A 25,461-nucleotide genomic window follows, 5' to 3' on the forward strand; every position below is an offset into this window, starting at 1 on the left:
CGAAAAGAGTAGGAGAAGATTGATGGAAGGAATTATCCCTCTATGGAAACCACGAGGCATGACAAGTCATGATTGTGTCTTCCAATTACGAAAAATTTTAAAAACAAAAAAAGTAGGTCATAGTGGCACACTTGATCCGGATGTTGATGGTGTGTTGCCTATTTGTGTCGGTAAAGCCACAAAAGTTGTGGAGTATTTACAAGAATCAAATAAAGTATACATTGGTGAAGTGACAATTGGCTTTTCGACAGAAACAGAAGATGCAAGTGGAGAGGTCGTTGACACCACTCCAATTAATATTCCACTAACTGAAAAAGAAATAGATGATACCATGTCACTGTTGACGGGGAATATTCAACAAATTCCTCCTATGTATTCTGCTGTAAAGGTGAATGGTAGAAGATTATATGATTATGCTAGAAAAGGTGAAACAGTAGAACGTCCAGTAAGACAGACGACGATTCACCACTATAAAAGACTTACGACACCCGAGTATAATGAAGAAACTCAAACACAGTCATGGAAATTTGAAGTAGATTGTGCTAAAGGAACGTATGTGAGGACTCTTGCAGTCGATACAGGAGAAAGACTAGGTTATGCCGCTCACATGTCAGATTTAACACGACTTTCTAGTGGTGGTTTTACCTCAAAAGAAGCGATAACTTTAGACGACATTCGTTCAAAAGTTGAAGAAGGACTAACAGACGATATTTTCTATCCTCTTGAGCGAGCAGTTGAATCTTTTCAAAAAAAGACATTAAGTTCAAAGGATTATCAATTAATTAAAAATGGTTTGGTCATGCCAGAGTCGTTTTTTGACGGATATGATCCAGTACAACCAATTGCTTTATTTTTTAATGAGCAATTAGTTAGTTTATATGGTAAACATCCAAGTAAACCAGGGATGTTCAAACCAATCAAAGTAATACGAAATGATTAAAGGAGTATTTTGTTATGCAAATTATTAACATTCATCATCCATATGACCCAGAAAAATTACCACAAGATGATGTTGTATTGGCATTAGGTTTTTTTGATGGTGTTCACAGAGGACATCAAGAAGTTATCAATACAGCAAAAAAAATTGCGGATGAAAAAGGATTGAAATTAGCAGTTATGACCTTTAATCATCATCCAGCAGTTGTGTTTCAAAAAATTGATCATAAAAAAATGAAATACATCACAACCATTGAACAAAAAGAAGAACGTATGACGCGTTTAGGTGTCGATTATTTATATGTCATTGAGTTCACCTCATCTTTTGCAGGATTATCACCGCAAGAGTTTGTTGATGAGTACATGGTTGGCTTACATGCAAAAGTCGTTGTGGCAGGATTTGATTACACGTATGGTAAAAAAGATATTGCCAATATGAGCATATTACCTACATATGCTAAAGACAGATTTGAAATTGTCGAAGTACAAAAGTTGAGTGATAGAGAAGAGAAAGTCAGTTCGACAGCAATACGTGAATGCATGAAAATCGGAGACATGCGAGCAGCTAATCAATTATTAGGCTATGCTTATGAAACAACGGGTGTGGTTGTTCATGGCGATAAACGTGGACGATTATTAGGTTTCCCAACGGCTAATATAAAAGCACCATCGTATTCATTATTGCCTAAAGTGGGTGTTTATGTAGTAAAAATAAAAGTTGCCGACAAATGGTATATGGGTATGGCTCAAATTGGCTACAATATTACGTTTGAAACTAATCGCCCAATGACGATTGAAGTAAATATTTTAGATTTTTCTGATGACATATACGGAGAGCAAGTCAGTGTGGAATGGCTACACTTTTTACGTGGCGAGAAAAAATTTGATAATGTTGACGGATTGATCGCGCAATTAAAACAAGATGAACAAGATACAAGGGAATATTTTGATAACTTAGGAGGGCTCGTATGACGTCGGCTTATATTCATATTCCTTTTTGCGAGCACATTTGTTTTTATTGTGATTTTAATAAAGTATTTATTGAAGGACAACCTGTCGATGAATACATCGAAGCGCTACTAAAAGAAATAAAATTAACCAAAGAATTATATCCATCTGATACAACAGAAACAATTTATATCGGTGGAGGGACACCAACTTCTTTATCGGCTAAACAGCTAGATCGTTTACTTGGTGGAGTAAAGGAGTTATTACCTTTTAATCCAACTGATGAATTTACAGTAGAAGCAAATCCTGGTGATTTAACACTCGATAAAATAAAGGTCATGCAAACTCATGGTGTGAACCGTTTGTCTATGGGAGTTCAAACGTTTGACGACAGGTTATTAAAGAAAATCGGACGTAAACACACTGCTCAAGATGTATTTGATACTATGACTCTTTTAGAAAAAGCGGCTTTTTCAAATGTCAGCATAGATTTAATATATGCTTTACCAAATCAGACAATGGAAAGTTTTGAAGATACATTAGATAAAGCAATCGGGCTTGATTTACCACATTATTCAATGTATTCACTTATTTTAGAAAATAAGACGATGTTTTATAATTGGGCAAGACAAGGTAGATTGCATCTTCCGGGGATTGATGTTGAAGGAGATATGTTTGAACGAGCGATTGAGTGTATGACATTAGCTGGTAAACACCAATATGAAGTGAGTAATTTTTGTGAGCCTGGAAAAGAAAGTCAGCACAATCTGGTTTATTGGAATAATGATCACTACTATGGTTTAGGAGCAGGGGCAAGTGGTTACTTAGGTAATGTACGATATAAAAATCATGGGCCAATCCAACATTATTTGGAACCATTGCGACAAGATAAGTTGCCAACTATCACAACTGAAAATTTAACGATCAAACATCAGATGGAAGAAGAAATGTTTTTAGGTCTTCGAAAAAAACAAGGTGTATCATTAACTAACTTTGAAGAAAAGTTTGGGCAAAAGTTTGATTCAGTCTATGGTGAGATAGCACAACAACTAATAGATGAAGAAATGCTACAAATTAAAAACTCATATATTTCTCTAACAGATAAAGGGTTGATTTTAGGGAATGATGTTTTTGAGAAGTTTTTATTAGAAAAATAAGAAAGAACAGTCTAAAGCGAAGAATTTAGGCTGTTTTTTTGTTATTCTCGTTTTTTTGGCAAAATAAACAGACAAATTTTTGTGATTGCTAAAAAAATAGTATGGGATAATAGAGTCAAAACATTGATATATCAATGTTTTTAAGATCTGTGCGTTTGGGTTTAGCACTCTTAACAAAAGAGTGCTAAAAAAGAGGTGCTTTTAGTTGACAAAAAAATTAATCCTTGATATATTTGATAATGTAGTTAGCACTTAATAAGAAAGAGTGCTAATAAGGAAGGTGATTCGCATGTTGAGTAGTAGACAAGAACACATCTTACAACTATTAGTTCAGCTCTATACTGAGACGGGGCAACCTGTTGGATCGAAGACGTTGATGAATAGTGGCATTACTGTCAGTTCAGCAACCATTCGAAATGAGTTATCTAAATTGGAAGATTTTGGTCTTATTCAAAAAATGCACACGTCTTCTGGTAGAATCCCTTCAATGCAAGGTTATCGCTATTATGTGGATCATTTAATGGATCCTAGTAAGGTTAGTTCTACCGATGTTCAACACATCAAACGATTATTTAATCGCAAATTTAATGCGACAAATGAAATTATTGAATGGTCGGCGAATATTTTATCGGAGTTGACGAGTTACACAGCTTTCTCGTTAGGGCCAGAAGTAAAAGAAAGACGGCTTACAGGTTTTCAAATTGTTCCATTGAATGCCCGTCAGTTAATGGCGATTATTGTGATTGATCAAGGATATGTTGAGAGTCAAGTGTTTTCAATTCCACATTCAGTGTCAACTGAAGATATCGAAAAAATGATTCGAATAATCAATGATCGATTGTTGGGAGAAACACTTTTGACAGTTTACCACAAACTTCGAACAGAGATTCCTTTAGTACTCCAACGTTACTTTAGTAATTCTGGTAATATCTTGTACTTGTTTGAGGATGTGTTCAATCAAGCATTTGATGAGCAAATCTATGTTGGTGGTGGGATGAATTTATTAAGTTCAGAAGCCATCACTAATCCAAACGAATTTCAATCGGTTTATTCATTAATTAGTGATACAGATAAGCTAACAGAATTACTTATCTCAGACACAGATGAAAAGATTGATATCAAGATTGGAGAGGAGCTAAACAACGAATTGTTGCAAAACATGAGTTTAGTGACAGGATCATACGATGTTTTTCAACGAGGTAAAGGTTTAGTCGCAGTTTTAGGACCTGCTAACATGTCCTATTCGAAACTGTTAGGAGTAATGGATGTTTTAACAGATGAGCTTTCTAGGCATCTAGAAACATATTATCGACATTTGGAAAATAGTGGAGAGTGAAAGGAGACTGACATAAGTGAAGAAAGATAAATCAGTTGATAAAGTTAATGAGGAAGAAGAAAAAAAAGACGAATCGACAGTAAAAACAAATGAAACTGTAGAAGAAGTAGTTGAAGCAGAAGAAAACGTCGAAACAGAAGAAAATTTAGAAGAAAAACTTCAAGAAGAGTTGGACAAAATGGAAGATCAATTCTTAAGAGCGCAAGCAGAAATTGCTAATATGCGTAATCGTCATAAAAAAGAGCGTGAAGAAGCATCAAGATATCGCGCGCAGGAATTAGCAAAAGAATTGTTGCCAGCTTTAGATAACTTAGATCGTGCCTTAGCGATTGAAGTAAGTGACGAGCACGGTGAGGCAATGAAAAAAGGAATTGAGATGGTTCGCGAAAGCATGTTACATGCCTTCAAGGAATCAGGTATTGAGGAAATAAAAGCCCAAGGTGAGGTATTTGATCCAAACTTACATCAAGCTGTTCAAACAGTCCCAGCTGAAGATGGACAAGATTCAGATGTAATTGTTCAAGTGTTACAAAAAGGATACATCTTACATGACCGTGTCTTAAGACCTTCAATGGTTATTGTGACACAATAATATAAATTTAACATTTAAAAATAAATTAATTAGATAAAGGAGATTTTTAATATGAGTAAAATAATTGGTATTGACTTAGGAACAACAAACTCTGCAGTAGCTGTATTGGAAGGCGGAGAAGCAAAAATTATTACTAACCCAGAAGGTAACCGTACAACACCATCTGTTGTATCATTTAAAAATGGGGAAATTCAAGTAGGTGAAGTTGCTAAACGTCAAGCAGTAACAAACCCAAATACAATTTCTTCTATTAAACGTCATATGGGTGAACCTGGATATAAAGTAGAAGTTGAAGGGAAAACATATACTCCACAAGAAGTTTCAGCTATGATTTTACAATACATCAAAGGATTTGCTGAAGATTATTTAGGAGAAAAAGTTGATAAAGCAGTTATTACTGTTCCAGCTTACTTCAACGATGCTCAACGTCAAGCAACAAAAGATGCTGGTAAAATCGCTGGTTTAGAAGTTGAACGTATTGTTAATGAACCAACTGCAGCGGCTTTAGCTTATGGTTTAGATAAAACTGACCGTGACGAAAAAGTGTTAGTATTTGACTTAGGTGGTGGTACATTTGACGTGTCTATCCTTGAATTAGGTGATGGCGTATTTGATGTATTATCAACTGCAGGGGATAATAACCTAGGTGGGGATGACTTTGACGAAAAAATCATCGACTATTTAGTAGAAGAATTCAAAAAAGAAAATGGCATTGATTTATCTAAAGATAAAATGGCAGTTCAACGTTTGAAAGATGCAGCTGAAAAAGCGAAAAAAGATTTATCAGGTGTAACAAGTACTCAAATTAGCTTACCATTTATTACTGCTGGAGAAGCTGGACCTCTTCACTTAGAGTTAAACTTAACTCGTGCGAAATTTGATGAATTAACATCTGATTTGGTTGAAAGAACTAAAATTCCAGTTCGTCAAGCAATCAAAGATGCTGGTATCTCAACTTCAGAAATTGATGAAGTTATCTTAGTTGGTGGATCAACTCGTATTCCTGCAGTGGTTGAAGCTGTAAGAAAAGAAACCAAAAAAGAACCTAACAAATCAGTTAACCCTGATGAAGTAGTCGCAATGGGTGCTGCTATCCAAGGTGGGGTAATCACTGGTGATGTGAAAGATGTGGTCTTACTTGATGTTACACCATTGTCATTAGGTATTGAAACAATGGGTGGTGTGTTCACTAAATTAATCGACCGTAACACAACAATCCCAACAAGTAAATCACAAGTTTTCTCTACAGCAGCAGACAACCAACCAGCCGTTGATATTCATGTCTTACAAGGTGAACGTCCAATGGCAGCTGACAACAAAACATTAGGAAGATTCCAATTAACAGATATTCCTGCAGCTCCACGTGGTGTGCCACAAATCGAAGTATCATTTGATATCGATAAAAACGGTATTGTTAACGTAAGTGCAAAAGATTTAGGTACTCAAAAAGAACAAACTATTACAATCAAATCATCTTCAGGTTTAACAGATGAAGAAATTGAACGTATGGTAAAAGATGCTGAAGCAAATGCTGAAGCAGATAAACAACGTAAAGAAGAAGTTGATTTACGTAACGACATCGATGCATTATTATTCTCAGTTGACAAAACTTTAGGCGAGTTAGAAGGTAAAGTTGATGCGGACGAAGTGAAAAAAGCAGAAGATGCTCGTGATGAATTAAAAGCAGCTGTAGAAGCTAATAACATTGAAGATATGAAATCTAAACGCGATGCATTAAATGAAATCGTACAATCTTTAACTGTAAAATTGTATGAACAAGCAGCAGCGCAACAAGCACAAGAAAATCCAGAAGCAGCACAAAGTGGCGCGGATGATGTTGTTGATGCGGACTTTGAAGAAATCAACGACGACGAGAAATAATGATGAGCCAAGAAAAAAGCCAAAGCATTGTGCTTTTGGCTTTTTCTCTTGATTATCACGATAAAGCATTCTAAAATTGACTGATTTGTGGTATGATTTAAACGAATTTAGACGTTTTAGAAAAATGGAGGGTTAGTTATATATGGCCAAAAGAGATTATTATGAGGTTTTAGGAGTATCTAAAACAGCAACAGATGATGAGATTAAAAAAGCCTATCGAAAACTATCCAAAAAATATCATCCAGACATAAATAAAGAAGCCGATGCAGAAGAGAAGTTTAAAGAAGTATCTGAAGCATTTGAAGTATTAAGCGATGCACAAAAACGTGCGGCTTATGACCAATATGGCCATGCAAGTACTGATCCAAACTTTGGTGCTGGTGGTTTTGGTGCTGGTGGTTTTGGCGGTGGTGGTTTCCAAGATTTTGGTGGTAGTTTCGGAGGGTTTGAAGATATCTTTGAATCATTCTTTGGCGGTGGAGGACGTTCTAGTAATCCTAATGCGCCAAGACAAGGTTCAGATTTACAATACACATTAGACTTAACATTTAATGAAGCAATCTTCGGGTTAGAAAAAAGTATTCGTTACAATCGTGAAGATGAGTGTGCGACATGTCATGGGACTGGAGCAAAACCAGGAACACATCCTGAAAATTGTCCTAAATGCCATGGCTCTGGTGTCATCAATGTTGAAAGACAAACGCCACTTGGTCGTATGATGAGTCAACAACCATGTGATGAGTGTCAAGGAACAGGAAAAATCATCAAAGAAAAATGTGAAACATGTCATGGCGCAGGCCGCATGATTAAATCGCATTCTGTTAAGGTTACAGTTCCTGCTGGTGTTGAAGATGGACAACAAATGCGTCTATCTGGACAAGGAGAAGCAGGATACAATGGTGGACCTTATGGTGATTTATATGTTGTCTTCAGTGTGGAAGATAGCCCTATCTTTGAAAGAGATGGATCTGAAATTTACTATGATCATCACATTACCTTTGTTCAAGCAACATTAGGAGATGAAATTGAGGTACCAACAGTTCACGGTCGTGTGAAATTAAAAATTCCAGCTGGAACTCAAACTGGTACAACATTTAGATTAAAAGGTAAAGGAGCACCTAAACTTCGTGGAAATGGTAACGGCGATCAACAAGTTACTGTAACAGTCGATACACCGACAAAACTAAACGAAGATCAAAAGAAATTATTGCGTCAATTTGCTGAACTAAATGGTGAAAAAGCAGCCGTTGAGCAAGAAGAAGGTTTCTTTGATAAAATGAAAGATGCTTTTTCCTCAAATCATAAGAAAAAGAAAAAATAAAGTAAATAAAAAAAGTAAAACTGTTTAGCTGTTTTACTTTTTTTATTTTTACTTGAAATAAATTGCAAAAACGTTTATGATATATCATTAGATAGTAATGTTTACGATTTAAAAGAAAGTAGGGAATGAGTTAATGAAACGATTAACCAAAATTATTTTAGGTATGGCTTTGACTAGTTTACTTGTTGCATGCGGTAATACGGCAAAAAAAGATAAAAAAGAAGCAGATAAACTACAAGTGGTAACCTCTTTTTATCCAATGTATGATTTTGCGAAAAAAGTAACAGGAGACAAAGCAGAGGTGACGGTTTTAACAGAAGCTGGTGTAGAACCTCATGATTATGAGCCAAGTGCAAAAGATTTAGCTAAAATTCAAAATGCTGATGTATTTATTTATAATTCAAATGAGATGGAAACATGGGTAAGAGATGTCCTTGCATCTATTGATACGAAAAAAGTGAAAGTGATTGAAGCAAGCCAAGGTATTGATTTGATGAAAGCAACTGAAGAACATGAGCATGAAGGAGAAGACTCACATGATCATCAATTAGATCCGCATGTGTGGTTAGATCCTGTTTTGGCTAAAAAAGAAGTAGAGACGATTACAAAAGGCTTAGTTGAAGTTGATACACCAAATAAAGATATCTATGAAAAGAATTCAACTGACTTTACACAGAAACTAAATAAATTAAATGAAGCTTACGTGGATGCAACAAAAGATGCCACGCAAAAAACATTTGTCACACAACACACTGCTTTTTCATATTTAGCTAAACAATATGGATTAAAACAGGTGGCAATTTCTGGCATTTCTCCTGATCAAGAACCTACACCTAAAGAATTAAAAAATATTGAAGACTTAGTCAAAAAAGATAATATTAAAGTGATTTATACAGAAAGTAGCGCGTCATCAAAAGTAGCCGAAACCATTACTAGTGCAACTGGAGCGACACTTTCAGAACTTAATCCATTAGAGAGTTTAACTAAAAAAGAGATGGATGGGGGAGAAGATTATCTGTCTGTTATGTATACGAATTTAGAACACTTAAAATTAACCATAAAATAAACGATGGAAACCTAGAATATTTCTAGGTTTTTATTGTTTTTATGGGCCTTAAAGCTGTAGAATAAAGCGACAAGGGGAGGTGAAAAAATGGAAAAAAGAAGTAGTAAATTAAAGGGTATGATTTTAGCTATTTTAGGTGGCGTTTTTTGGGGTGTATCTGGAGTAGTGGCTGAATATTTGATGACAACAAAACACGTATCAGCTAGTTGGCTTGTAGCCGTTAAAATGATTGTGGCAGGTTTTTTAATTTTAATGTATCAAATGGGAAAAGGGAATAAAGATAGCTTATCTCCTCTAAAAAATAAAACTGAATTAATTCAATTAATTATTTTTAGTGTATTGGGAGTACTTGGGTTACAGTATTCTTTTTTCAAGGCTATTCAAGTTAGTAATGCAGCGACTGCAACGATATTACAATATTTATCACCAATATTATTAGTCGTTTATTTTATTATCGAAAAAAAAGAGCTACCCAATAAATTAAGTGTAGTCAGTATTGTGCTATCATTATTGGGAACTTTTTTATTAGTAACTAAAGGAAATCTAAATGAATTAGCTATTTCACCGAATGGGTTATTTTGGGGATTATTATCCGCATTTTTTGGCGCTTTTTATATTATTCAACCAAGAAAACTTATGGCAAAATATGGGACAACACTTATTATAGGCTGGGGTATGTTAATAGGTGGGATGTCTTTTCAAGTTTATCAACCGATTTGGCAAGATGTACCTACTTTTACCCCTGGTGTGTTACTAGGAATTTTAGTTATAGTGATTATTGGTACCGTTTTTTCATATATCTGTTTACTTAAAAGTACAGAATATATACCACCACAGTTTTCGAGTTTATTAACATCATTTGAACCATTAAGTTCAGCTTTATTTTCAGTTTTATTTTTAGGGTTGGTTTTAAAACCTATCGAGATAGTCAGTATGCTATTGATTATTTTTGCTGTTTTTCTATTGTCTAGATGTGATGTTTAATTTGAAAGGTCATGTCTATTTATATTTTAGGTAAAATAGGCTATAATTATTTAAAAGATATAATATAGATAAAAAAGTATCATTTTTTGAAAACAGAATTGGAGGAAGATGTATGTCTAAACAACAAATTGGTGTTGTCGGTATGGCAGTCATGGGTAAAAACTTAGCGTTAAATATAGAAAGTAGAGGATATACTGTTTCTATTTTTAACCGTACATCAGCAAAAACAGAGGAAGTTATCAAAGAGCATCCTGATAAAAATTTAGTTGCAACTTATTCTATCGAAGAATTTGTTAATTCTCTTGAAACACCAAGACGAATTTTATTAATGGTAAAAGCAGGTAAAGCGACTGATTTAACAATCGAAAGTTTACTACCATTTTTAGACGAAGGTGATGTGTTAATCGATGGTGGGAATACTTACTTCAAAGATACTATCCGTCGTAATGAAGCACTAGCAACTTCTGGTATTAACTTTATTGGTACTGGTGTATCTGGTGGAGAAGAGGGAGCGTTAAAAGGACCTTCTATGATGCCGGGTGGACAAAAAGAAGCGTATGAATTAGTAGCCCCAATCTTTGAACAAATTGCAGCAAAAGCAGAAGATGGTGAGCCATGCGTGACGTATATTGGACCAAATGGAGCTGGTCACTATGTAAAAATGGTACATAATGGAATCGAGTATGGAGACATGCAATTAATTGCTGAATCATATGATATCTTAACTCGTGTTTTAGGATTATCAGTTGAAGAAGTTGCTGCTATCTTTAAAGAATGGAATACAGGTGAGTTAGATAGCTACTTAATCGAAATCACGTCAGATATTTTAACGCGTAAAGATGATTTAGGAACTGGTAAACCAATTGTTGATGTTATCTTAGATGCTGCTGGTAACAAAGGAACTGGTAAATGGACAAGTCAAAACGCACTTGATTTAGGAACACCACTACCACTTATTACAGAATCTGTTTTTGCTCGATATATCTCAGCATTAAAAACTGAGCGTGTAGCGGCAAGTGAGATTATTCCTGCACCACCAGTGAAAGAATTTACTGGAGATAAAAAAGAATTTGTAGAAAAAATTCGTCAAGCATTATACTTTAGTAAAATCATGAGTTACGCACAAGGTTTTGCTCAAATGCGTATGGCTAGTGAAGAATACGGCTGGGATTTAAACTATGGTAATATTGCGAAAATCTTTAGAGCTGGATGTATTATTCGTGCCCAATTCTTACAAAAAATTACGGATGCCTATGAACGAAATCCAGAAATTAAAAATCTTATTTTAGATGATTATTTCTTAGATGTCACAACAAAATACCAACAATCAGTTCGTGATGTTGTTGCCTTAGCTGTTGAAACAGGTGTGCCTGTCCCAACATTCTCATCAGCTATTTCTTACTACGATTCTTATCGCACAAAAGATTTACCTGCTAACATCATTCAAGCACAAAGAGATTACTTTGGTGCTCATACATACGAACGTAAAGATCGTGATGGCGTGTTCCATTATGATTGGTATGGTGAAGAAAATAAATAAGCATATTAAAAATCCAGTTACTAGAAAAATAGTAACTGGATTTTTTTAGTTATCGTTAAGCACCCATTCGTTAATTGCATGTGCTACACCATCTTCATCATTTGTTTTAGTAATTTTATCTGCAATATTTTTTACACTCTCTAGCGCATTTCCCATTGCAACCCCAATACCAGCATATTCAATCATAGATAAGTCATTTTCATTGTCGCCAATGGCCATGACTTCTTCTTGTTTAATGTTTAAATGTTCAGCCAGTTCTTTGACTGATTCTCCTTTAGTTGCTTTAGGGTCAAGTATTTCTAAGTAGTAAGGAGCGCTTTTAACGATTGAAAAACGGTCATAATACTCTTGAGGGATTTTTTTAATTGCGGCATCAAGAATATCTTCATGATCAATCATCATAGCTTTTACAAGTTTGATATCTTTTGTCATGTCATTTACGGGTTTATATTGTAGTGGAATACCAGTAATCACTGCTTCATTAATAGTATAGGGACTAATGTCAGTGTTAGCTGTATACATAGTATCGGCATCTTGAGTATGAAAATGCACGCCGAGTTTTCTAGATAAAAGCTCCACATCTTGATAGTCTTCTAATGATAATGAATGACGTAAAATGATTTCTTTTGTTCCGGCATTTTGAATCATGCCGCCATTGTATGTAATAATAAAACTATGGTCATTTTCAAGACCTAATTCTTTTACTAAATCAATAACCCCAATCGAAGGACGTCCTGTTGTTAAGACAATATCGATTCCTAAATCAGATGCTTTTTTGATTGTTTCTTTCACTTTTGGTGTTAACTTTCTTTCTGAATTGACCAATGTTCCGTCAATATCTATAGTTACCATTTTAATACCCAAATATTACACGTCCTTTTTGATTATTTCTCCATTTTTAATGGAGTTGCTGAATAAATTAATAGAGTCTTCAAATAAAGTATAATTGTCTAACGAATTGGATGCAAGCATTTCATTAGGAAAATAAAAACGTTGATCACCTTTAGATTCACCAGCAATTGCTCTAACAAGTTCACTCGCACTAGCTAATTCAATCAATTGCCCATCAGGATAGATAAGTTCAATCTGTGTTTTATTCTGCAACTTTTCTGGTTTATAAAAATCATAAGGTAAATCAAAACTCGAGTTAATCGCTGTGTAATATCTTTCGTCAAAGCCAACTTTTTCTACTAGTTCTTGTAACTCAGGTAATAGAATAAAAGTTTTCTTTGAAAATGTTGCTGACTTGAATGGTACACGGTTTAAGAATCGTTTTGATAAATCATTTAAAATAGCATCATCTGATTGACTCCAAAGATGGAAGGCTGTTGTTAACACACCATCATCTAAAGCTAAATAATCCTCTAGGTTAAATTCATGTGACAGAAAAGGAACGAGTAGAGGTGATGCTTTGACAAAGTAGTGTTTATTGTCCTGATACAGATCTTGCGCTCGTTGTAGTAAACGATCTAATACCATTTCCATACCACGAGAAACAGGATGAAAGTAAATTTGCATATACATTTGGTATCGACTAACGATATAGTCTTCAACCGCATGCATTCCGCTAACTTTAAAAACAATTCCACTTTTATGCGGTCTGATGACACGTAATATACGAGTTAAATCAAAGGTTCCGTATTCTGTTCCAGTGAAATAAGCATCTCTTAGTAAGTAATCCATTCTATCAGCATCTATTTGACTTGAAATGAGTTGGACGACTTGCTTATTTGGATAAGTTTTTGCAATGACACTTGCTACTTTTTCTGGAAAATCATCAGATACTTGGCGTAATATTTTGTTGATTTCAGTGTCACTAGATGTGATGATATCAACAGTAAGTTGTTCATGATTTGTTTTAAAGATTGATTCAAATGTGTGGGAGTAAGGCCCATGTCCTACATCATGTAAAAGTGCCGCACATAACGTGATGAGTCTTTCAGAGTCATCCCAGCCATCTTCACCAAACTCTGCCACATCATAATTTCGCTTAAAGTAATTACAGATACGACGAGTGATTTCATACACACCAAGCGAATGCCCGAAGCGAGAATGTTCGGCTGTATGGAATGTTAAAGAAGTCGTTCCAAGTTGTTTGATTCGTCTCAAACGTTGAAATTCTTTTGCATTGATTAATTCTAATATGATGGGGTGTTCCACTTTTATATCATGATGAATAGGGTCTCTAAATACTTTTTCAATCAATTAATTAGTCTCCTTTAAAATAGTCGTGATGCCTTCGTTGCGTTGCTCCATGCGTTTAAACCCTTTATCGTAAGTTTCTTTTAATTCAACAGAGTCTAAAAACATTTCAAATTGTTGTTGTGCCGTTTTATCCAAAACAAAGGTTTGACTGATTGCTCCTATTATAAGTGATTTTACTCGTTCGACAGATAGATCTTCTAAAAGTAAGTCGGATAAATTTTTCATTGAGTCAGGATTTACTGGTGGGAAAGGCTCTTTTCCGAAATCCTCTTTTAGTCCTGATAAATAAAATTCTCTCACTAATTCCCCACGTTTTTCTTGATTGCCATTGATACTGATATAAATCATGATACCCAATCCCTTTTTTATACGGCGTTGAGCAATACCAGCAAATTTCTTTTGATTAATACTTAAATCAAATTCACCTGGACAATATGAGTCAGTTACTTCAAAAGATTCTACAGTAGCATCCCATGAAGATAGGGCATTTGAAATAATGTCTTTCATCGTTTCATACCCATGATTAATACTTGTTTGATTAGTAAACTCTTGTGGTAGAATAATCGAAAAATTTAATATTCCTTCATCAGCTACCACAGCTAGACCACCGGAATTTCTAACAACTGGATGATAGTCATTTTTTCTCACAGATTGTATCGCATCAGATAGGTGTGTTACCCTAGTATCTTGCATACCTAAGATTAATTCGTTTGTCATGGTCCAAAAATGAATAATAGGAATTTGATGTTTTCCTGAATAATCAGCCAATATATCAGTAAATATAAATGGATCATATTTTTTTTCGTTTGTTAATTGAGGTTGTTCAAATAAAACAACAGGTGGTTTTGAAGACATAATGTACAACTCCTTTATATTCTTCTTTCATTATACCGATTCTCTTGTGAAACGAAAAGGATTTAAGAATAATCACAAAGGTTTGACAAACTACGTGAAAAAGACCAAAATAAATAAAAAAGCAAAGAGGTGGCATGTGTGTCTCAACGAGAAAAAACACCAGTTAATATTTTAGTAAAAACAGAAGTAACCCAAGAAGGTGAATTCAAAGAATTTTTAATTGATGTCAATGGTCACATGGTTGTGATAAACGATGTCCTTTATTTACGATATGACGAACTACTGGAAGGCGTTGACAAACCAGTGCCAGTCACGATCAAAGTATTACCAGATGGTGATGTGACATTGATTAGGTCTGGAGAAGTAAAAATGAAATTGAACTTTTCTTTTGAACAAAGAAGAGAAACCACTTATTCAACGCCATATGGCATGATGAGTATTTTTACTCTCACTAATCACTTACATGTCAGTTTAAAAGATAACCCGACTTCAGGTGATATTGCGATTGATTATGATTTGTTTGCTGGGGAAGAAAAATTAGGAATGTATCATTTGGTTATAAATTTTACAGCTTAATGATATTTTACAAAAATTTTCAATTGCAAAGAAACACTAGTTATTGTATGATAAAGAATAGACTGTGAAAGGACGTGTGTCAGTTGGAAATTAAAGCTTTTGAGGGCATAAATAAAGATGAATTGTCGATGATTGAAGTTGCACATGCAATTTTAAATCAACGCGGAGACATCATTGATTTTAGTGATTTAGTAAATGAAATCCAAAACTACTTAGAAAAAGCAGATAGTGAAATTCGTGACATTTTGCCGCAATTTTATACAGACTTAAACATTGACGGAAGTTTCATTTCTTTAGGAGACAATCGTTGGGGCTTACGTAGTTGGTATCCAATCGATTCAATTGACGAAGAAGTTTCTGGTGTGGATGAAGATGAAGAAGAAACACCACGTCGTAAAAAACGTAAAAAAGTTAATGCATTTATCGGAATGGACGATGATGCGATTGATTATAACGATGATGATCCAGAAGACTTAGACTTAGTTGATCATGATGAAGAAGATGATGAGTTGTATGAAGATGAAGAAGATGAAACAAAAGAAATCAAAGAATACACAACTGATTTATCAGAAATCGGTGCTGACAATGATGTTGATGACGATGTGCCAGAAGGTGTAGAAGAAGATTTAACTATCGTTGAAGAAGATGATTTATACGAAAGTGACGATGAAGAAGAATTATAGAAAAAAAGAGTGTCGATTGATGCTCTTTTTTGCTTGTTTTTACTTATATATGAAAGAAGAGGAGAATAGTCATGATACATGAAGTAGTTGATGCGATTATTTTTGTACTAAATGCTTTTTCAGTAATCATTTTATTAGTCGGCGTAGCCAAAGCAATTATTGACTTTATTAAAAATGAAGTTGGTGGTGGCACTCGAGAAGAAATTTCAGTTAGAAACAACGGCATAAAACGTTATCTAGGATCATATATTTTATTAAGTTTAGAAGTGCTTATAGCCTCAGATATTATTGAAACAATTTTAAATCCATCGACACAAGATATTATCATTCTTGGAGGAATAGTTGTAATACGCACAGCTATATCATATTTCTTGGGGAAAGAAATTGAACAAACACATAAAGGAGAAAGGGTAAATTAACCCTTTCTTTTTTTGTCGAGCATAAGACTTGAGTTTTAAAATGAAAACCTATACAATTTTAACTATACCAAAATAAAAAAATGTTAAAGGAGAATTGTTATGACAGTTATTAATGACATATACAAAGAATATAGGTTGTTTATTAATGGTGAATGGACAAAAGGTGTTAAGGGTGAAACAATTGATAGTTTTTCACCGGTAAACGGTGAAAAAATTGGAACATTCGTGGATGCAGCTGATGAAGATGTTGATGCAGCGGTAGAAGCTGCTCAAGAAGCATTGCCAGCTTGGCGCGATTGGTCACTTGTGGATAGAAGTAATTTATTATTAAAAATTGCAGATGTTATTGATGAGAATATGGAGCATTTAGCCTATATAGAGTCTATTGATAATGGCAAACCAATTCGTGAGACTAAAACGGTTGATGTGCCACTTAGTGCAGATCATTTTAGATACTTTGCAGGTGTTATTCGCAGTGAGGAAGGATCAGCACAAGCGTTAGATAAAGATACCTTAACACTTATCTTAAGAGAACCAATTGGTGTAGTAGGACAAATTATTCCATGGAATTTTCCAATTCTTATGGCAGCATGGAAATTAGCTCCAGCATTAGCTGCAGGTAATACAATTGTCATTCATCCATCATCTTCAACATCATTAAGTTTACTAGAATTAACTAGGTTGATTGGTCCGATGTTACCAAAGGGTGTGTTAAATGTGATAACAGGTAAAGGTTCTAAGTCAGGAGACTACATGTTACGGCATGAAGGATTTAACAAGTTAGCCTTTACTGGATCAACTGAAGTTGGATATAAAGTTGCTCGAGCTGCAGCTGATAAATTAATTCCAGCAACACTTGAATTGGGTGGAAAATCAGCAAATATTTTCTTTGATGATATGCCATTTGAAAAGGCAGTTGAAGGAGCACAACTTGGTATTTTATTTAACCAAGGGCAAGTATGTTGTGCAGGCTCTAGAATTTTTGTTCAAGAGGGAATCTATGACAAATTTGTTTCTGAGTTGAAAGAAAAATTTGAAGCTGTTGTTGTTGGAGATGCATTGGATGAAAATGTCCAAATGGGGGCTCAAGTAAACGAAAGCCAAGTTAACAAAATTTTAGAAGCAGTTGAAGTAGGACGTAAAGAGGGGGCAACTATCTTAACAGGTGGAAAACGTCTTGATGGTGATTTAGGTAAAGGATGTTATGTGGCACCAACTTTATTAACTGATGTGACTAATGATATGGAAGTGGCTCAAGAAGAAATCTTTGGTCCAGTTGCAGTAGTGATTAAATTTAAAACAATTGATGAAGTGATAAAAATGGCTAATGATTCTGAATACGGTTTAGGTGGTGGTGTTTGGACTAAGAATATCAATACAGCACTGAAAGTGAGTCGTGGTATTGAAACAGGGCGTATTTGGGTCAATACTTATAATCAAATTCCTGCTGGAGCGCCATTTGGTGGCTATAAAAAATCTGGTATAGGACGTGAGACGCATAAAGCTATCCTTGATGCGTATAGTCAATTTAAAAATATTTACATCGACACAAAAGAAGCAGGATTCAATCTTTATTAAAAAAGGACTTTAATAAAATTTTCTGAAAATAGTATCAAAGATTGTGATTTGACTAGCAAAAATAACTAAAGAGTGTTAAAATAATGGTGTTAGTTAAGTATCACCTATACCAAATAGAGTGATAACATAATAGGAGGAATTTAATTATGGCATTAGTATCAGCAACAGAAATGTTAAAAAAAGCTAAAGAGGGTAAATATGCAGTAGGTGCATTCAACACAAACAACTTAGAATGGACTAAAGCTATCTTACAAGGTGCACAAGAATCTAATTCTCCAGTAATGATTCAAACTTCTATGGGAGCTGCAAAATATATGGGTGGCTACCAAGTATGTTACGATTTAGTTAAAGACTTAATTGACTCAATGGGAATTACAGTTCCAGTAGCATTACACTTAGACCATGGTGAATATGAAGATGCATTAAAATGTATCGAAATTGGTTACACATCTGTAATGTTTGATGGTTCTCACTTACCATTTGAAGAAAACTTAGAAAAAGCAAAAGATGTTGTTGCTAAAGCTCATGCTAAAGGTGTTTCAGTAGAGTGTGAAGTTGGATCAATCGGTGGAGAAGAAGACGGAATTATCGGTTCTGGTGAATTAGCAGACCCAGCTGAGTGTAAAGCAATGTCTGAAACAGGAATTGACTTCTTAGCTGCAGGTATTGGTAACATCCATGGTTCTTACCCAGAAAACTGGTCAGGATTAAGTTTTGATCGTTTAGCTGAAATTGCTGACGTTATCGACGGTAAACCAATGGTATTACATGGTGGTTCTGGTATTCCATTAGATCAAATCCAAAAAGCAATCTCTTTAGGCGTATCAAAAATTAACGTTAATACTGAATGTCAAGAAGTATTTGCTGCTGCAACACGTAAATACATTGAAGAAGGTAAAGACTTAGAAGGTAAAGGCTTTGACCCTCGTAAATTATTAGCTCCAGGTACTACTGCAGTAACTGAGTTAGTTAAAGAACGTATCCAATGGTTTGGATCAAACGGTAAAGCGTAATTTAATGATGTAAAAAGATAAGAGTGTCTGACTAAATGTTGGGCACTCTTTTTTTGTAATTAAATAAATTTTTCAATCACTTTTTTTCATTTATAGAGTATGATAGAATACAACTATACATTGTGAATATGAAACTATATATGGCTGCTTAATATAAGCGGCTTTTTTCAAGACTAAAGTGAGGTCATTAATACAAAATGAAAAAATTAATTATAAATGGTGGGAAAAAATTAAAAGGAACTGTAACAATTAGTGGGGCTAAAAATAGTGCTGTTGCATTAATTCCAGCTGCAATTTTAGCAGACTCACCTGTTATTTTAGAAGGTGTTCCTGATATTAAAGATGTGCATTCATTAAAAGAAATATTAGAACTTATGGGAGTCAAAGTGGCATTTGAAAATCACACGATGATAATTGATCCAACAAATATGGTATCAATTCCTATGCCTAGTGGAAAAATCAATAGCTTGCGAGCATCTTATTACTTTATGGGTGCTTTGCTTGGGAAATTTGGTGAAGGCGTTGTTGGATTACCTGGAGGATGTTACTTAGGTCCTAGACCAATTGATTTACATATCAAAGGATTTGAGTCACTGGGAGCTGTTGTAACAACTGAACATGGTGCAACTTATTTAAAATCACCAAATGGCTTAGAAGGCACACGTATTTATATGGATATGGTGTCAATTGGTGCAACAATTAATGTGATGTTAGCGGCAGTAAAAGCAAAAGGACGCACTGTGATTGAAAATGCTGCTAGAGAACCTGAAATTATTGATGTGGCAACTCTACTTAATAATATGGGAGCAAAAATTCGTGGAGCTGGTACAAATGAAATTCGTATTGATGGTGTAGATGAACTAAATGGTTGTCGTCATTCAATTATTCCAGACCGAATTGAAGCCGGAACATATTTAGCGATGGCCGCAGCATGTGGTGAAGGTGTTGTCGTGCAAAATGTTATTTATGAGCATCTAGAGAGCTTTATTTCCAAATTAGATGAAATGGAGGTACCGATGACGATTCGTGAAGATAGTATTGAAGTCCATCCTGCTAAACAGTTAAAACCAATTAACGTAACCACTGTACCGTATCCAGGATTTGCCACAGATTTACAACAACCAATTACACCTCTATTATTAAAAGCCAATGGAAAAAGTATCGTGACAGATACCATATATGAGCAACGAGTAAACCACATTCCTGAATTAGTTCGAATGGGCGCTGATGCTAGTGTGGAAGGTAAAATGATTGTCTTGAATGGACAGGAAGATTTAGAACTTGTTGGAGCAGACGTTACGGCGAGCGATTTACGAGCTGGTGCTTGTTTAGTGACTGCTGGACTGATGGCAAGTGGGACAACACGAATATCTAATGTTGATAATATTTTAAGAGGGTATGATAACATTATTGAAAAACTAACAAATCTAGGTGCTGATATTCGAATGGAAGAAGGCACAGATAAAGAGGGATAATATGCGCGATTATTTAACGATGGGTGAGTTAGAACATAAGACCCTAAAAGAAATTTATGCTTATGCAAAAGATTTTAAAATACCTTATTATAGTCAAATGAATAAAAAAGAATTATCTTTAGCAGTTATTCGTGCACAAGCTGAAAAACAAGGTTTTTTCGTGGTGGAAGGGGTCTTAGACATTGTATCGAATGATGGTTATGGTTTTTTAAGACCGATTAACTATACGCCTAGTAAAGAAGATATCTACATTTCATCTTCACAAATTAGACGGTTTGGTTTACGTAATGGGGATAAAGTATCAGGAAAAGCAAGACCACCAAAAGAGTCGGAACGTTATTATGGATTAATGCACGTTGAAACAGTTAATGGAAGAAATCCAGAAGATGCAAAACAACGCCCACATTTTCCTGCATTAACAGCTCTTTATCCGGATAGTCAAATTGTTTTAGAAACCACAAAAACAGATCTTTCTACACGAATGATAGACCTATTCGCACCGGTTGGTTTTGGCCAAAGAGGTCTAATTGTCGCACCACCAAAAGCAGGGAAAACGAGTGTCATTAAGGAAATTGCGAATGGTATTTCTAAAAATTATCCAGATGTTGAATTGATTGTGCTACTAATAGATGAACGACCTGAAGAAGTAACGGACATTGAAAGAAGTGTTGATGGAGAAGTAGTTTCTTCTACTTTTGATCAAATGCCTGAAAATCATACACGTGTCGTTGAGTTAGTCCTTGACAGAGCATTAAGGTTAGTTGAGGATAAACGTGATGTTGTGATTTTAATGGATAGTATTACGCGTTTGGCAAGAGCATACAACTTAGTTATCCCACCAAGTGGACGCACGCTAAGTGGAGGGATTGATCCTGCAGCATTTTATAAACCAAAACGCTTCTTTGGAGCTGCACGAAATATTGAAGAAGGCGGTAGCTTAACTATTCTGGCGACCGCTTTAGTTGATACAGGAAGTCGAATGGATGATGTTATCTATGAAGAATTCAAAGGAACTGGTAATATGGAGCTTCATCTATCTAGAGAGTTATCTGAAAGACGAGTATTTCCAGCGATTGATATCAAGCGATCTGGTACAAGGCGTGAAGAATTATTAATGTCACCTGAACATTTAGAAGAGGTATGGAAATTACGTCGTCATATGAAAGGTGATTCAATTAACTCAACGAACCAGCTATTAAACTTTTTAAAGAAAACAAAGAATAATACGACATTTTTTGAGTCGTTTAAAGACGTTTCTTTTTTAAAAAAATAAATTGCTAAAATAGTTTGAACATGTTACTATAGTATCGTTATAATAATAACTCTGTTTCAGCAAATGAATCAGGGCAAAGGAGAGAGAAATATGAAACAAGGAATTCATCCAGAATATCATCCAGTAGTATTTATGGACTCACAAACAGGGTTCAAATTCTTATCTGGATCAACTAAAACATCTGAAGAAACTGTTGAATGGGAAGATGGTAACACATACCCAGTCATCCGTGTGGAAGTCACTTCAGATTCACATCCATTCTATACAGGACGTCAAAAATTTACACAAGCAGACGGACGTGTGGATCGTTTCAACAAAAAATATGGTCTCAAAGACGAAAACGCTGCAGAATAATCTCAGTGTTAAACAGGGTTCTGGTATCTTATCAGGACTCTTTTTTTTGTGAAAGGAATGAGAGTATAATGAATCAACAATTCAGAATTCTTATTTGGATTGAGCACAATAATCATCTATTAGTTACCACTTCTAAAACTGGTGAAAAACAGTTATTAGAAGTGTCACCAAATTATGCAGAAACAACTCTTGAAGCCATTGAACGTTACGGGGAAGAAATTCTTGATTTACATTTTGATGTAGTAAATTTTGTTGATTTGATCGAACAAACGACACATGAACATTTTAATCAAACTGAAACGTTATTTCTATATAGAGCTTCCTTGAAAAAAGATGAGATTTTACCAAAATTGACACATAGCCAAATTATTTATTGGTTACCGATTAGTAAGGCAGAAGAAATTGTATCATCTCAACTGGTATCTAAAATGACAAAAAAATAGAATAACTATATATGATTTATAAATTTGTGGTAAAATATAGGTTAATTATAAGGAGAGATAGAAATGAGCGAATTACAACAAATTATTATAAAAAACTTACAAGTAGCCCCTCAGATTAGTGCAAACGAAGAAATCATAAAACGTGTGCAATTTTTAAAAGACTACATGTTAGCACATCCGTTTTTAAAAACATATGTTTTAGGCATTAGCGGCGGACAAGACTCCACTTTAGCCGGTAAACTAGCACAGCTAGCAATCAGTGAATTACGCGAAAAAACGGGTGATAATGATTATAAATTTATTGCCGTTCGTTTGCCTTATGGCGTTCAAAAAGATGAAGATGACGCACAAAAATCATTAAATTTTATTCAACCAGATGAGTCATTAGTTATAAATATAAAATCTAGCGTGGATGCTTTAGTGAAAGAATTAAATGAAGGTTCAAATATCGTGGTGAGTGATTTTAATAAAGGAAATATTAAAGCTCGTCAAAGAATGGTATCGCAATATGCGGTGGCCGGTCAAAGAAGTGGCGCGGTAATTGGGACAGATCATGCCGCTGAAAATATAACAGGTTTTTTCACCAAATTTGGTGATGGCGCAGCAGATATTTTACCTTTATTTGGACTAAACAAAAGACAAGGAAAAGCCTTGCTAAAAGAACTGGGTGCTGATAAATCATTGTATGAGAAAATTCCAACAGCTGATTTAGAAGAAAATAGACCAATGATAGCTGATGAAGATGCTTTAGGTGTGACTTATGAGGCAATTGATGATTACTTAGAAGGTAAAGAAGTTAGTGATAAAGATAGAGAAACAATTGAGAGATGGTATAAAAAGTCAGAACATAAACGTCATTTACCGATTACGTTAGGAGACACATTTTGGGTAAAATAGAATCAATGGTTCAAAGACGAGTAGAGCAAAATCAAAAAAAATCATGGCTAAAAAGGATTTTTACTAATCCAATTACCAAAGTCTTACTAACTTTAATTATTGTTTACTTAAGTAATTTCTATTTACAACTAAGTCAAAATACTTGGAGCTTCTCGCTTGCGTGGAAGTTTGCTATGGAGTGGCATGTTGAGAAATTTCTACTAGGGACGCTAGTATTGCTATTTTTAGATATGTTTCTTATGAGTTTAAGCGGGTCGTTTTTAATAGGAAATATCATTTATATCACGAGTATTGGGTTACTTGGTATTGCTAACAGTCAGAAAATGGCATTGAGGATGGAACCTATCTACCCAGATGATTTAAAAATGATTTTTGAGTTTACGATGATGAAAGATATCATTGGAAATACGTATTTTATTTTAGCGTTAGTACTGATATCTTTAGCATTAGCAGGACTAGTCTACGCCTTATATCGCTCAATTCGTTTAAGTAAACGTCAACAAATCATTCGTTTAGTATGTTTTGTTGTCTCAATCACAGGGCTATTTTATGCCAGTTTATTTAACCAACCAAACAATCTATTACGAAAAGAGTACAATAAAACTGCGCTATGGATTCCATATAGTCAAAAAATGAACTACTATAATACAGGTTTTATGGGTGGCTTTTTATATAATTTAAAAGTTGAAGCCATGGATGAACCAAAAAACTATTCAAAAGAAACAATCGACAAAATCGTCAAAAAATATGATACAAAAGCAAAAGAGAATAATGCTAAAAAGAAAAACAAAGAAAAACCTAATGTTGTATTTATTATGTCTGAAAGTTTTTCTGATCCTGAAAAGTTAGATGGCATTAAATTAAATAAAAGTCCTATTACTGATTTTAGGAGTGTGGCACGCCAGTCTGTTTATTCTGGCGAGATGTTGTCGCAAAACTATGGTGGTGGGACAGCAAATATCGAATTTGAAGCATTGACAGGAATTTCAATGGGATTACTTAATCCTCAAATGACGACACCATATACTATGATGTTACCTAAGAAAACGGAATTTCCATCGATTGTCTCGAGTTTAAAACAACAGGATTATCAAACAGTAGCTATCCATCCTTACAATACATCTATGTATAAACGCAAAGATGTTTATAATGTTCTTGGATTTAATCAGTTTTTAGATGAAAATACCATGACTCATAAGGAAAGGTTGTCAAATAATGGTTATATTTCAGATGCCTCAGCGTTTAGTGAAGTACTAGATGTGATGGAGAAATCTGATAAAGCATCGTTTGTCCATCTTGTGACAATGCAAACGCATATGCCATATAATAATAAATACACGGATTCACCTTATACATTGACGAACTCAGCATCTAGCTCCTCAATTGATAATTATGCGTTAGATATTTCATACACATCAAAAGCATTGAAACAATTTATTGAGGACATTAATAAATTAGATAGACAGACAATTGTGGTTTTCTGGGGGGATCACTTACCGTCTATCTATCCAGATGATATTGTTGAAAAAAACAACCCAATTACAACTCATTTAACAGAGTATTTAATTTATGATACATTGTCTCAGGGATCACATAAAGAAGAAGTCATGAGTCCGTTTTACTTTTCAAGTTTGATTACTCATTTTTCATCTGTTGAACAAACAGGATTTAATGCTCTATTACTTGAATTACAGAAAGTATTACCAGCATTTGAAAAACAAATGTATTATGTAAATGGAAAATGGGAAAAAGAAGTATCTTTTACTAAAGAAGAAAGAGAGATCTATGAGGACTATCAGTTAATGGTTTATGATTTGGTTTCAGGTAAAAAGTATGGTCAGAAGATGTTTGATGTCGAAACATAATATGAATTTTTTAAGAAAATAGTGAATTAATTGTAAGTTAAAAATTTTCATGATATAATCAAGT

24 protein-coding genes are annotated in these 25,461 nt (G+C 34.5%); 21 read left to right on the forward strand and 3 right to left on the reverse strand.

The window, feature by feature from the left end:
• The first annotated feature begins 22 nt into the window (after nucleotides 1–22).
• The 10 genes from truB (at nucleotide 23) to gndA (ending at nucleotide 11,761) form a co-directional block, all read left to right on the forward strand.
• The gene (truB, locus tag BHY08_RS03630; RefSeq protein ID WP_071456583.1) at nucleotides 23–940 is read left to right on the forward strand and encodes a tRNA pseudouridine(55) synthase TruB; all 918 of its coding nucleotides are present in this window, start codon (nucleotides 23–25) and stop codon (nucleotides 938–940) included.
• 14 nt (nucleotides 941–954) lie between these two features.
• Nucleotides 955–1,908 carry a bifunctional riboflavin kinase/FAD synthetase gene (locus tag BHY08_RS03635; protein WP_071456584.1) on the forward strand — a complete coding sequence of 318 codons (954 nt, stop codon included), beginning with the start codon at nucleotides 955–957 and terminating at the stop codon, nucleotides 1,906–1,908.
• Nucleotides 1,905–3,041, forward strand: a complete 1,137-nt coding sequence (hemW, locus tag BHY08_RS03640) for a radical SAM family heme chaperone HemW (protein WP_071456585.1) — start codon at nucleotides 1,905–1,907, stop codon at nucleotides 3,039–3,041. Before BHY08_RS03635 ends, hemW begins: the two co-directional genes overlap by 4 nt.
• A gap of 289 nt (nucleotides 3,042–3,330) precedes the next feature.
• Nucleotides 3,331–4,377 (forward strand): heat-inducible transcriptional repressor HrcA, encoded by a 1,047-nt coding sequence (hrcA, locus tag BHY08_RS03645; RefSeq protein WP_071456586.1) that lies wholly within the window; start codon nucleotides 3,331–3,333, stop codon nucleotides 4,375–4,377.
• 16 nt (nucleotides 4,378–4,393) lie between these two features.
• Nucleotides 4,394–4,969, forward strand: coding sequence for a nucleotide exchange factor GrpE (grpE, locus tag BHY08_RS03650; protein WP_071456587.1), 576 nt, complete (start codon nucleotides 4,394–4,396; stop codon nucleotides 4,967–4,969).
• Between the two features lie 51 nt (nucleotides 4,970–5,020).
• Nucleotides 5,021–6,850 (forward strand): molecular chaperone DnaK, encoded by a 1,830-nt coding sequence (gene dnaK, locus BHY08_RS03655; protein ID WP_071456588.1) that lies wholly within the window; start codon nucleotides 5,021–5,023, stop codon nucleotides 6,848–6,850.
• A 142-nt stretch (nucleotides 6,851–6,992) separates the two neighbouring features.
• Nucleotides 6,993–8,171, forward strand: coding sequence for a molecular chaperone DnaJ (dnaJ, locus tag BHY08_RS03660; protein ID WP_071456589.1), 1,179 nt, complete (start codon nucleotides 6,993–6,995; stop codon nucleotides 8,169–8,171).
• A 133-nt stretch (nucleotides 8,172–8,304) separates the two neighbouring features.
• The gene (locus tag BHY08_RS03665; protein WP_071456590.1) at nucleotides 8,305–9,237 is read left to right on the forward strand and encodes a metal ABC transporter substrate-binding protein; all 933 of its coding nucleotides are present in this window, start codon (nucleotides 8,305–8,307) and stop codon (nucleotides 9,235–9,237) included.
• An 87-nt stretch (nucleotides 9,238–9,324) separates the two neighbouring features.
• Nucleotides 9,325–10,221: a DMT family transporter gene (locus BHY08_RS03670; protein WP_071456591.1), complete on the forward strand. Its 897-nt coding sequence runs from the start codon at nucleotides 9,325–9,327 to the stop codon at nucleotides 10,219–10,221.
• 112 nt (nucleotides 10,222–10,333) lie between these two features.
• Nucleotides 10,334–11,761 (forward strand): NADP-dependent phosphogluconate dehydrogenase, encoded by a 1,428-nt coding sequence (gndA, locus tag BHY08_RS03675; protein WP_071456592.1) that lies wholly within the window; start codon nucleotides 10,334–10,336, stop codon nucleotides 11,759–11,761.
• Nucleotides 11,762–11,806: 45 nt separating this feature from the next.
• On the opposite strand, the gene yidA is transcribed toward gndA, so the two are convergent.
• From yidA to BHY08_RS03690, 3 genes are read right to left on the reverse strand one after another with little or no spacing between them, the layout of a single operon-like run.
• Nucleotides 11,807–12,625 (reverse strand): sugar-phosphatase, encoded by an 819-nt coding sequence (gene yidA, locus BHY08_RS03680; protein WP_071456593.1) that lies wholly within the window; start codon nucleotides 12,623–12,625, stop codon nucleotides 11,807–11,809.
• Between the two features lie 3 nt (nucleotides 12,626–12,628).
• Nucleotides 12,629–13,966 (reverse strand): HD domain-containing protein, encoded by a 1,338-nt coding sequence (locus BHY08_RS03685; protein WP_071456594.1) that lies wholly within the window; start codon nucleotides 13,964–13,966, stop codon nucleotides 12,629–12,631.
• Nucleotides 13,967–14,821 (reverse strand): lipoate--protein ligase family protein, encoded by an 855-nt coding sequence (locus BHY08_RS03690; RefSeq protein ID WP_071456595.1) that lies wholly within the window; start codon nucleotides 14,819–14,821, stop codon nucleotides 13,967–13,969.
• 138 nt (nucleotides 14,822–14,959) lie between these two features.
• Between BHY08_RS03690 and BHY08_RS03695 the strand changes: the two genes are divergently transcribed.
• From BHY08_RS03695 to BHY08_RS03745, 11 genes are all read left to right on the forward strand, one after another.
• Complete coding sequence (locus BHY08_RS03695; RefSeq protein WP_071456596.1) at nucleotides 14,960–15,397, forward strand: YwiB family protein; 438 nt, start codon at nucleotides 14,960–14,962, stop codon at nucleotides 15,395–15,397.
• 83 nt (nucleotides 15,398–15,480) lie between these two features.
• Entirely contained in the window at nucleotides 15,481–16,080 is a 600-nt protein-coding gene (rpoE, locus tag BHY08_RS03700; protein ID WP_071456597.1) for a DNA-directed RNA polymerase subunit delta, read from the forward strand.
• Between the two features lie 71 nt (nucleotides 16,081–16,151).
• The gene (locus BHY08_RS03705) at nucleotides 16,152–16,499 is read left to right on the forward strand and encodes a DUF1622 domain-containing protein (RefSeq protein ID WP_071456598.1); all 348 of its coding nucleotides are present in this window, start codon (nucleotides 16,152–16,154) and stop codon (nucleotides 16,497–16,499) included.
• 99 nt (nucleotides 16,500–16,598) lie between these two features.
• Nucleotides 16,599–18,077, forward strand: coding sequence for an aldehyde dehydrogenase family protein (locus tag BHY08_RS03710; protein WP_071456599.1), 1,479 nt, complete (start codon nucleotides 16,599–16,601; stop codon nucleotides 18,075–18,077).
• Between the two features lie 146 nt (nucleotides 18,078–18,223).
• Complete coding sequence (locus tag BHY08_RS03715; RefSeq protein ID WP_071456600.1) at nucleotides 18,224–19,090, forward strand: class II fructose-bisphosphate aldolase; 867 nt, start codon at nucleotides 18,224–18,226, stop codon at nucleotides 19,088–19,090.
• Between the two features lie 197 nt (nucleotides 19,091–19,287).
• Entirely contained in the window at nucleotides 19,288–20,565 is a 1,278-nt protein-coding gene (locus tag BHY08_RS03720; protein ID WP_071456601.1) for a UDP-N-acetylglucosamine 1-carboxyvinyltransferase, read from the forward strand.
• A 1-nt stretch (nucleotide 20,566) separates the two neighbouring features.
• Complete coding sequence (rho, locus tag BHY08_RS03725) at nucleotides 20,567–21,838, forward strand: transcription termination factor Rho (RefSeq protein ID WP_071456602.1); 1,272 nt, start codon at nucleotides 20,567–20,569, stop codon at nucleotides 21,836–21,838.
• A gap of 90 nt (nucleotides 21,839–21,928) precedes the next feature.
• On the forward strand, nucleotides 21,929–22,192 hold the full coding sequence (locus BHY08_RS03730) for a type B 50S ribosomal protein L31 (RefSeq protein WP_071456603.1): 264 nt from the start codon (nucleotides 21,929–21,931) through the stop codon (nucleotides 22,190–22,192).
• A gap of 68 nt (nucleotides 22,193–22,260) precedes the next feature.
• Nucleotides 22,261–22,635 carry an NUDIX hydrolase gene (locus BHY08_RS03735; protein WP_071456604.1) on the forward strand — a complete coding sequence of 125 codons (375 nt, stop codon included), beginning with the start codon at nucleotides 22,261–22,263 and terminating at the stop codon, nucleotides 22,633–22,635.
• 63 nt (nucleotides 22,636–22,698) lie between these two features.
• Complete coding sequence (gene nadE / locus BHY08_RS03740; RefSeq protein ID WP_071456605.1) at nucleotides 22,699–23,532, forward strand: ammonia-dependent NAD(+) synthetase; 834 nt, start codon at nucleotides 22,699–22,701, stop codon at nucleotides 23,530–23,532.
• A 5-nt stretch (nucleotides 23,533–23,537) separates the two neighbouring features.
• Nucleotides 23,538–25,397: an LTA synthase family protein gene (locus BHY08_RS03745; protein ID WP_071457819.1), complete on the forward strand. Its 1,860-nt coding sequence runs from the start codon at nucleotides 23,538–23,540 to the stop codon at nucleotides 25,395–25,397.
• Nucleotides 25,398–25,461: the final 64 nt, after the last annotated feature.

The sequence above is a fragment of the Vagococcus teuberi genome, from assembly GCF_001870205.1.
Classification (GTDB): domain Bacteria; phylum Bacillota; class Bacilli; order Lactobacillales; family Vagococcaceae; genus Vagococcus; species Vagococcus teuberi.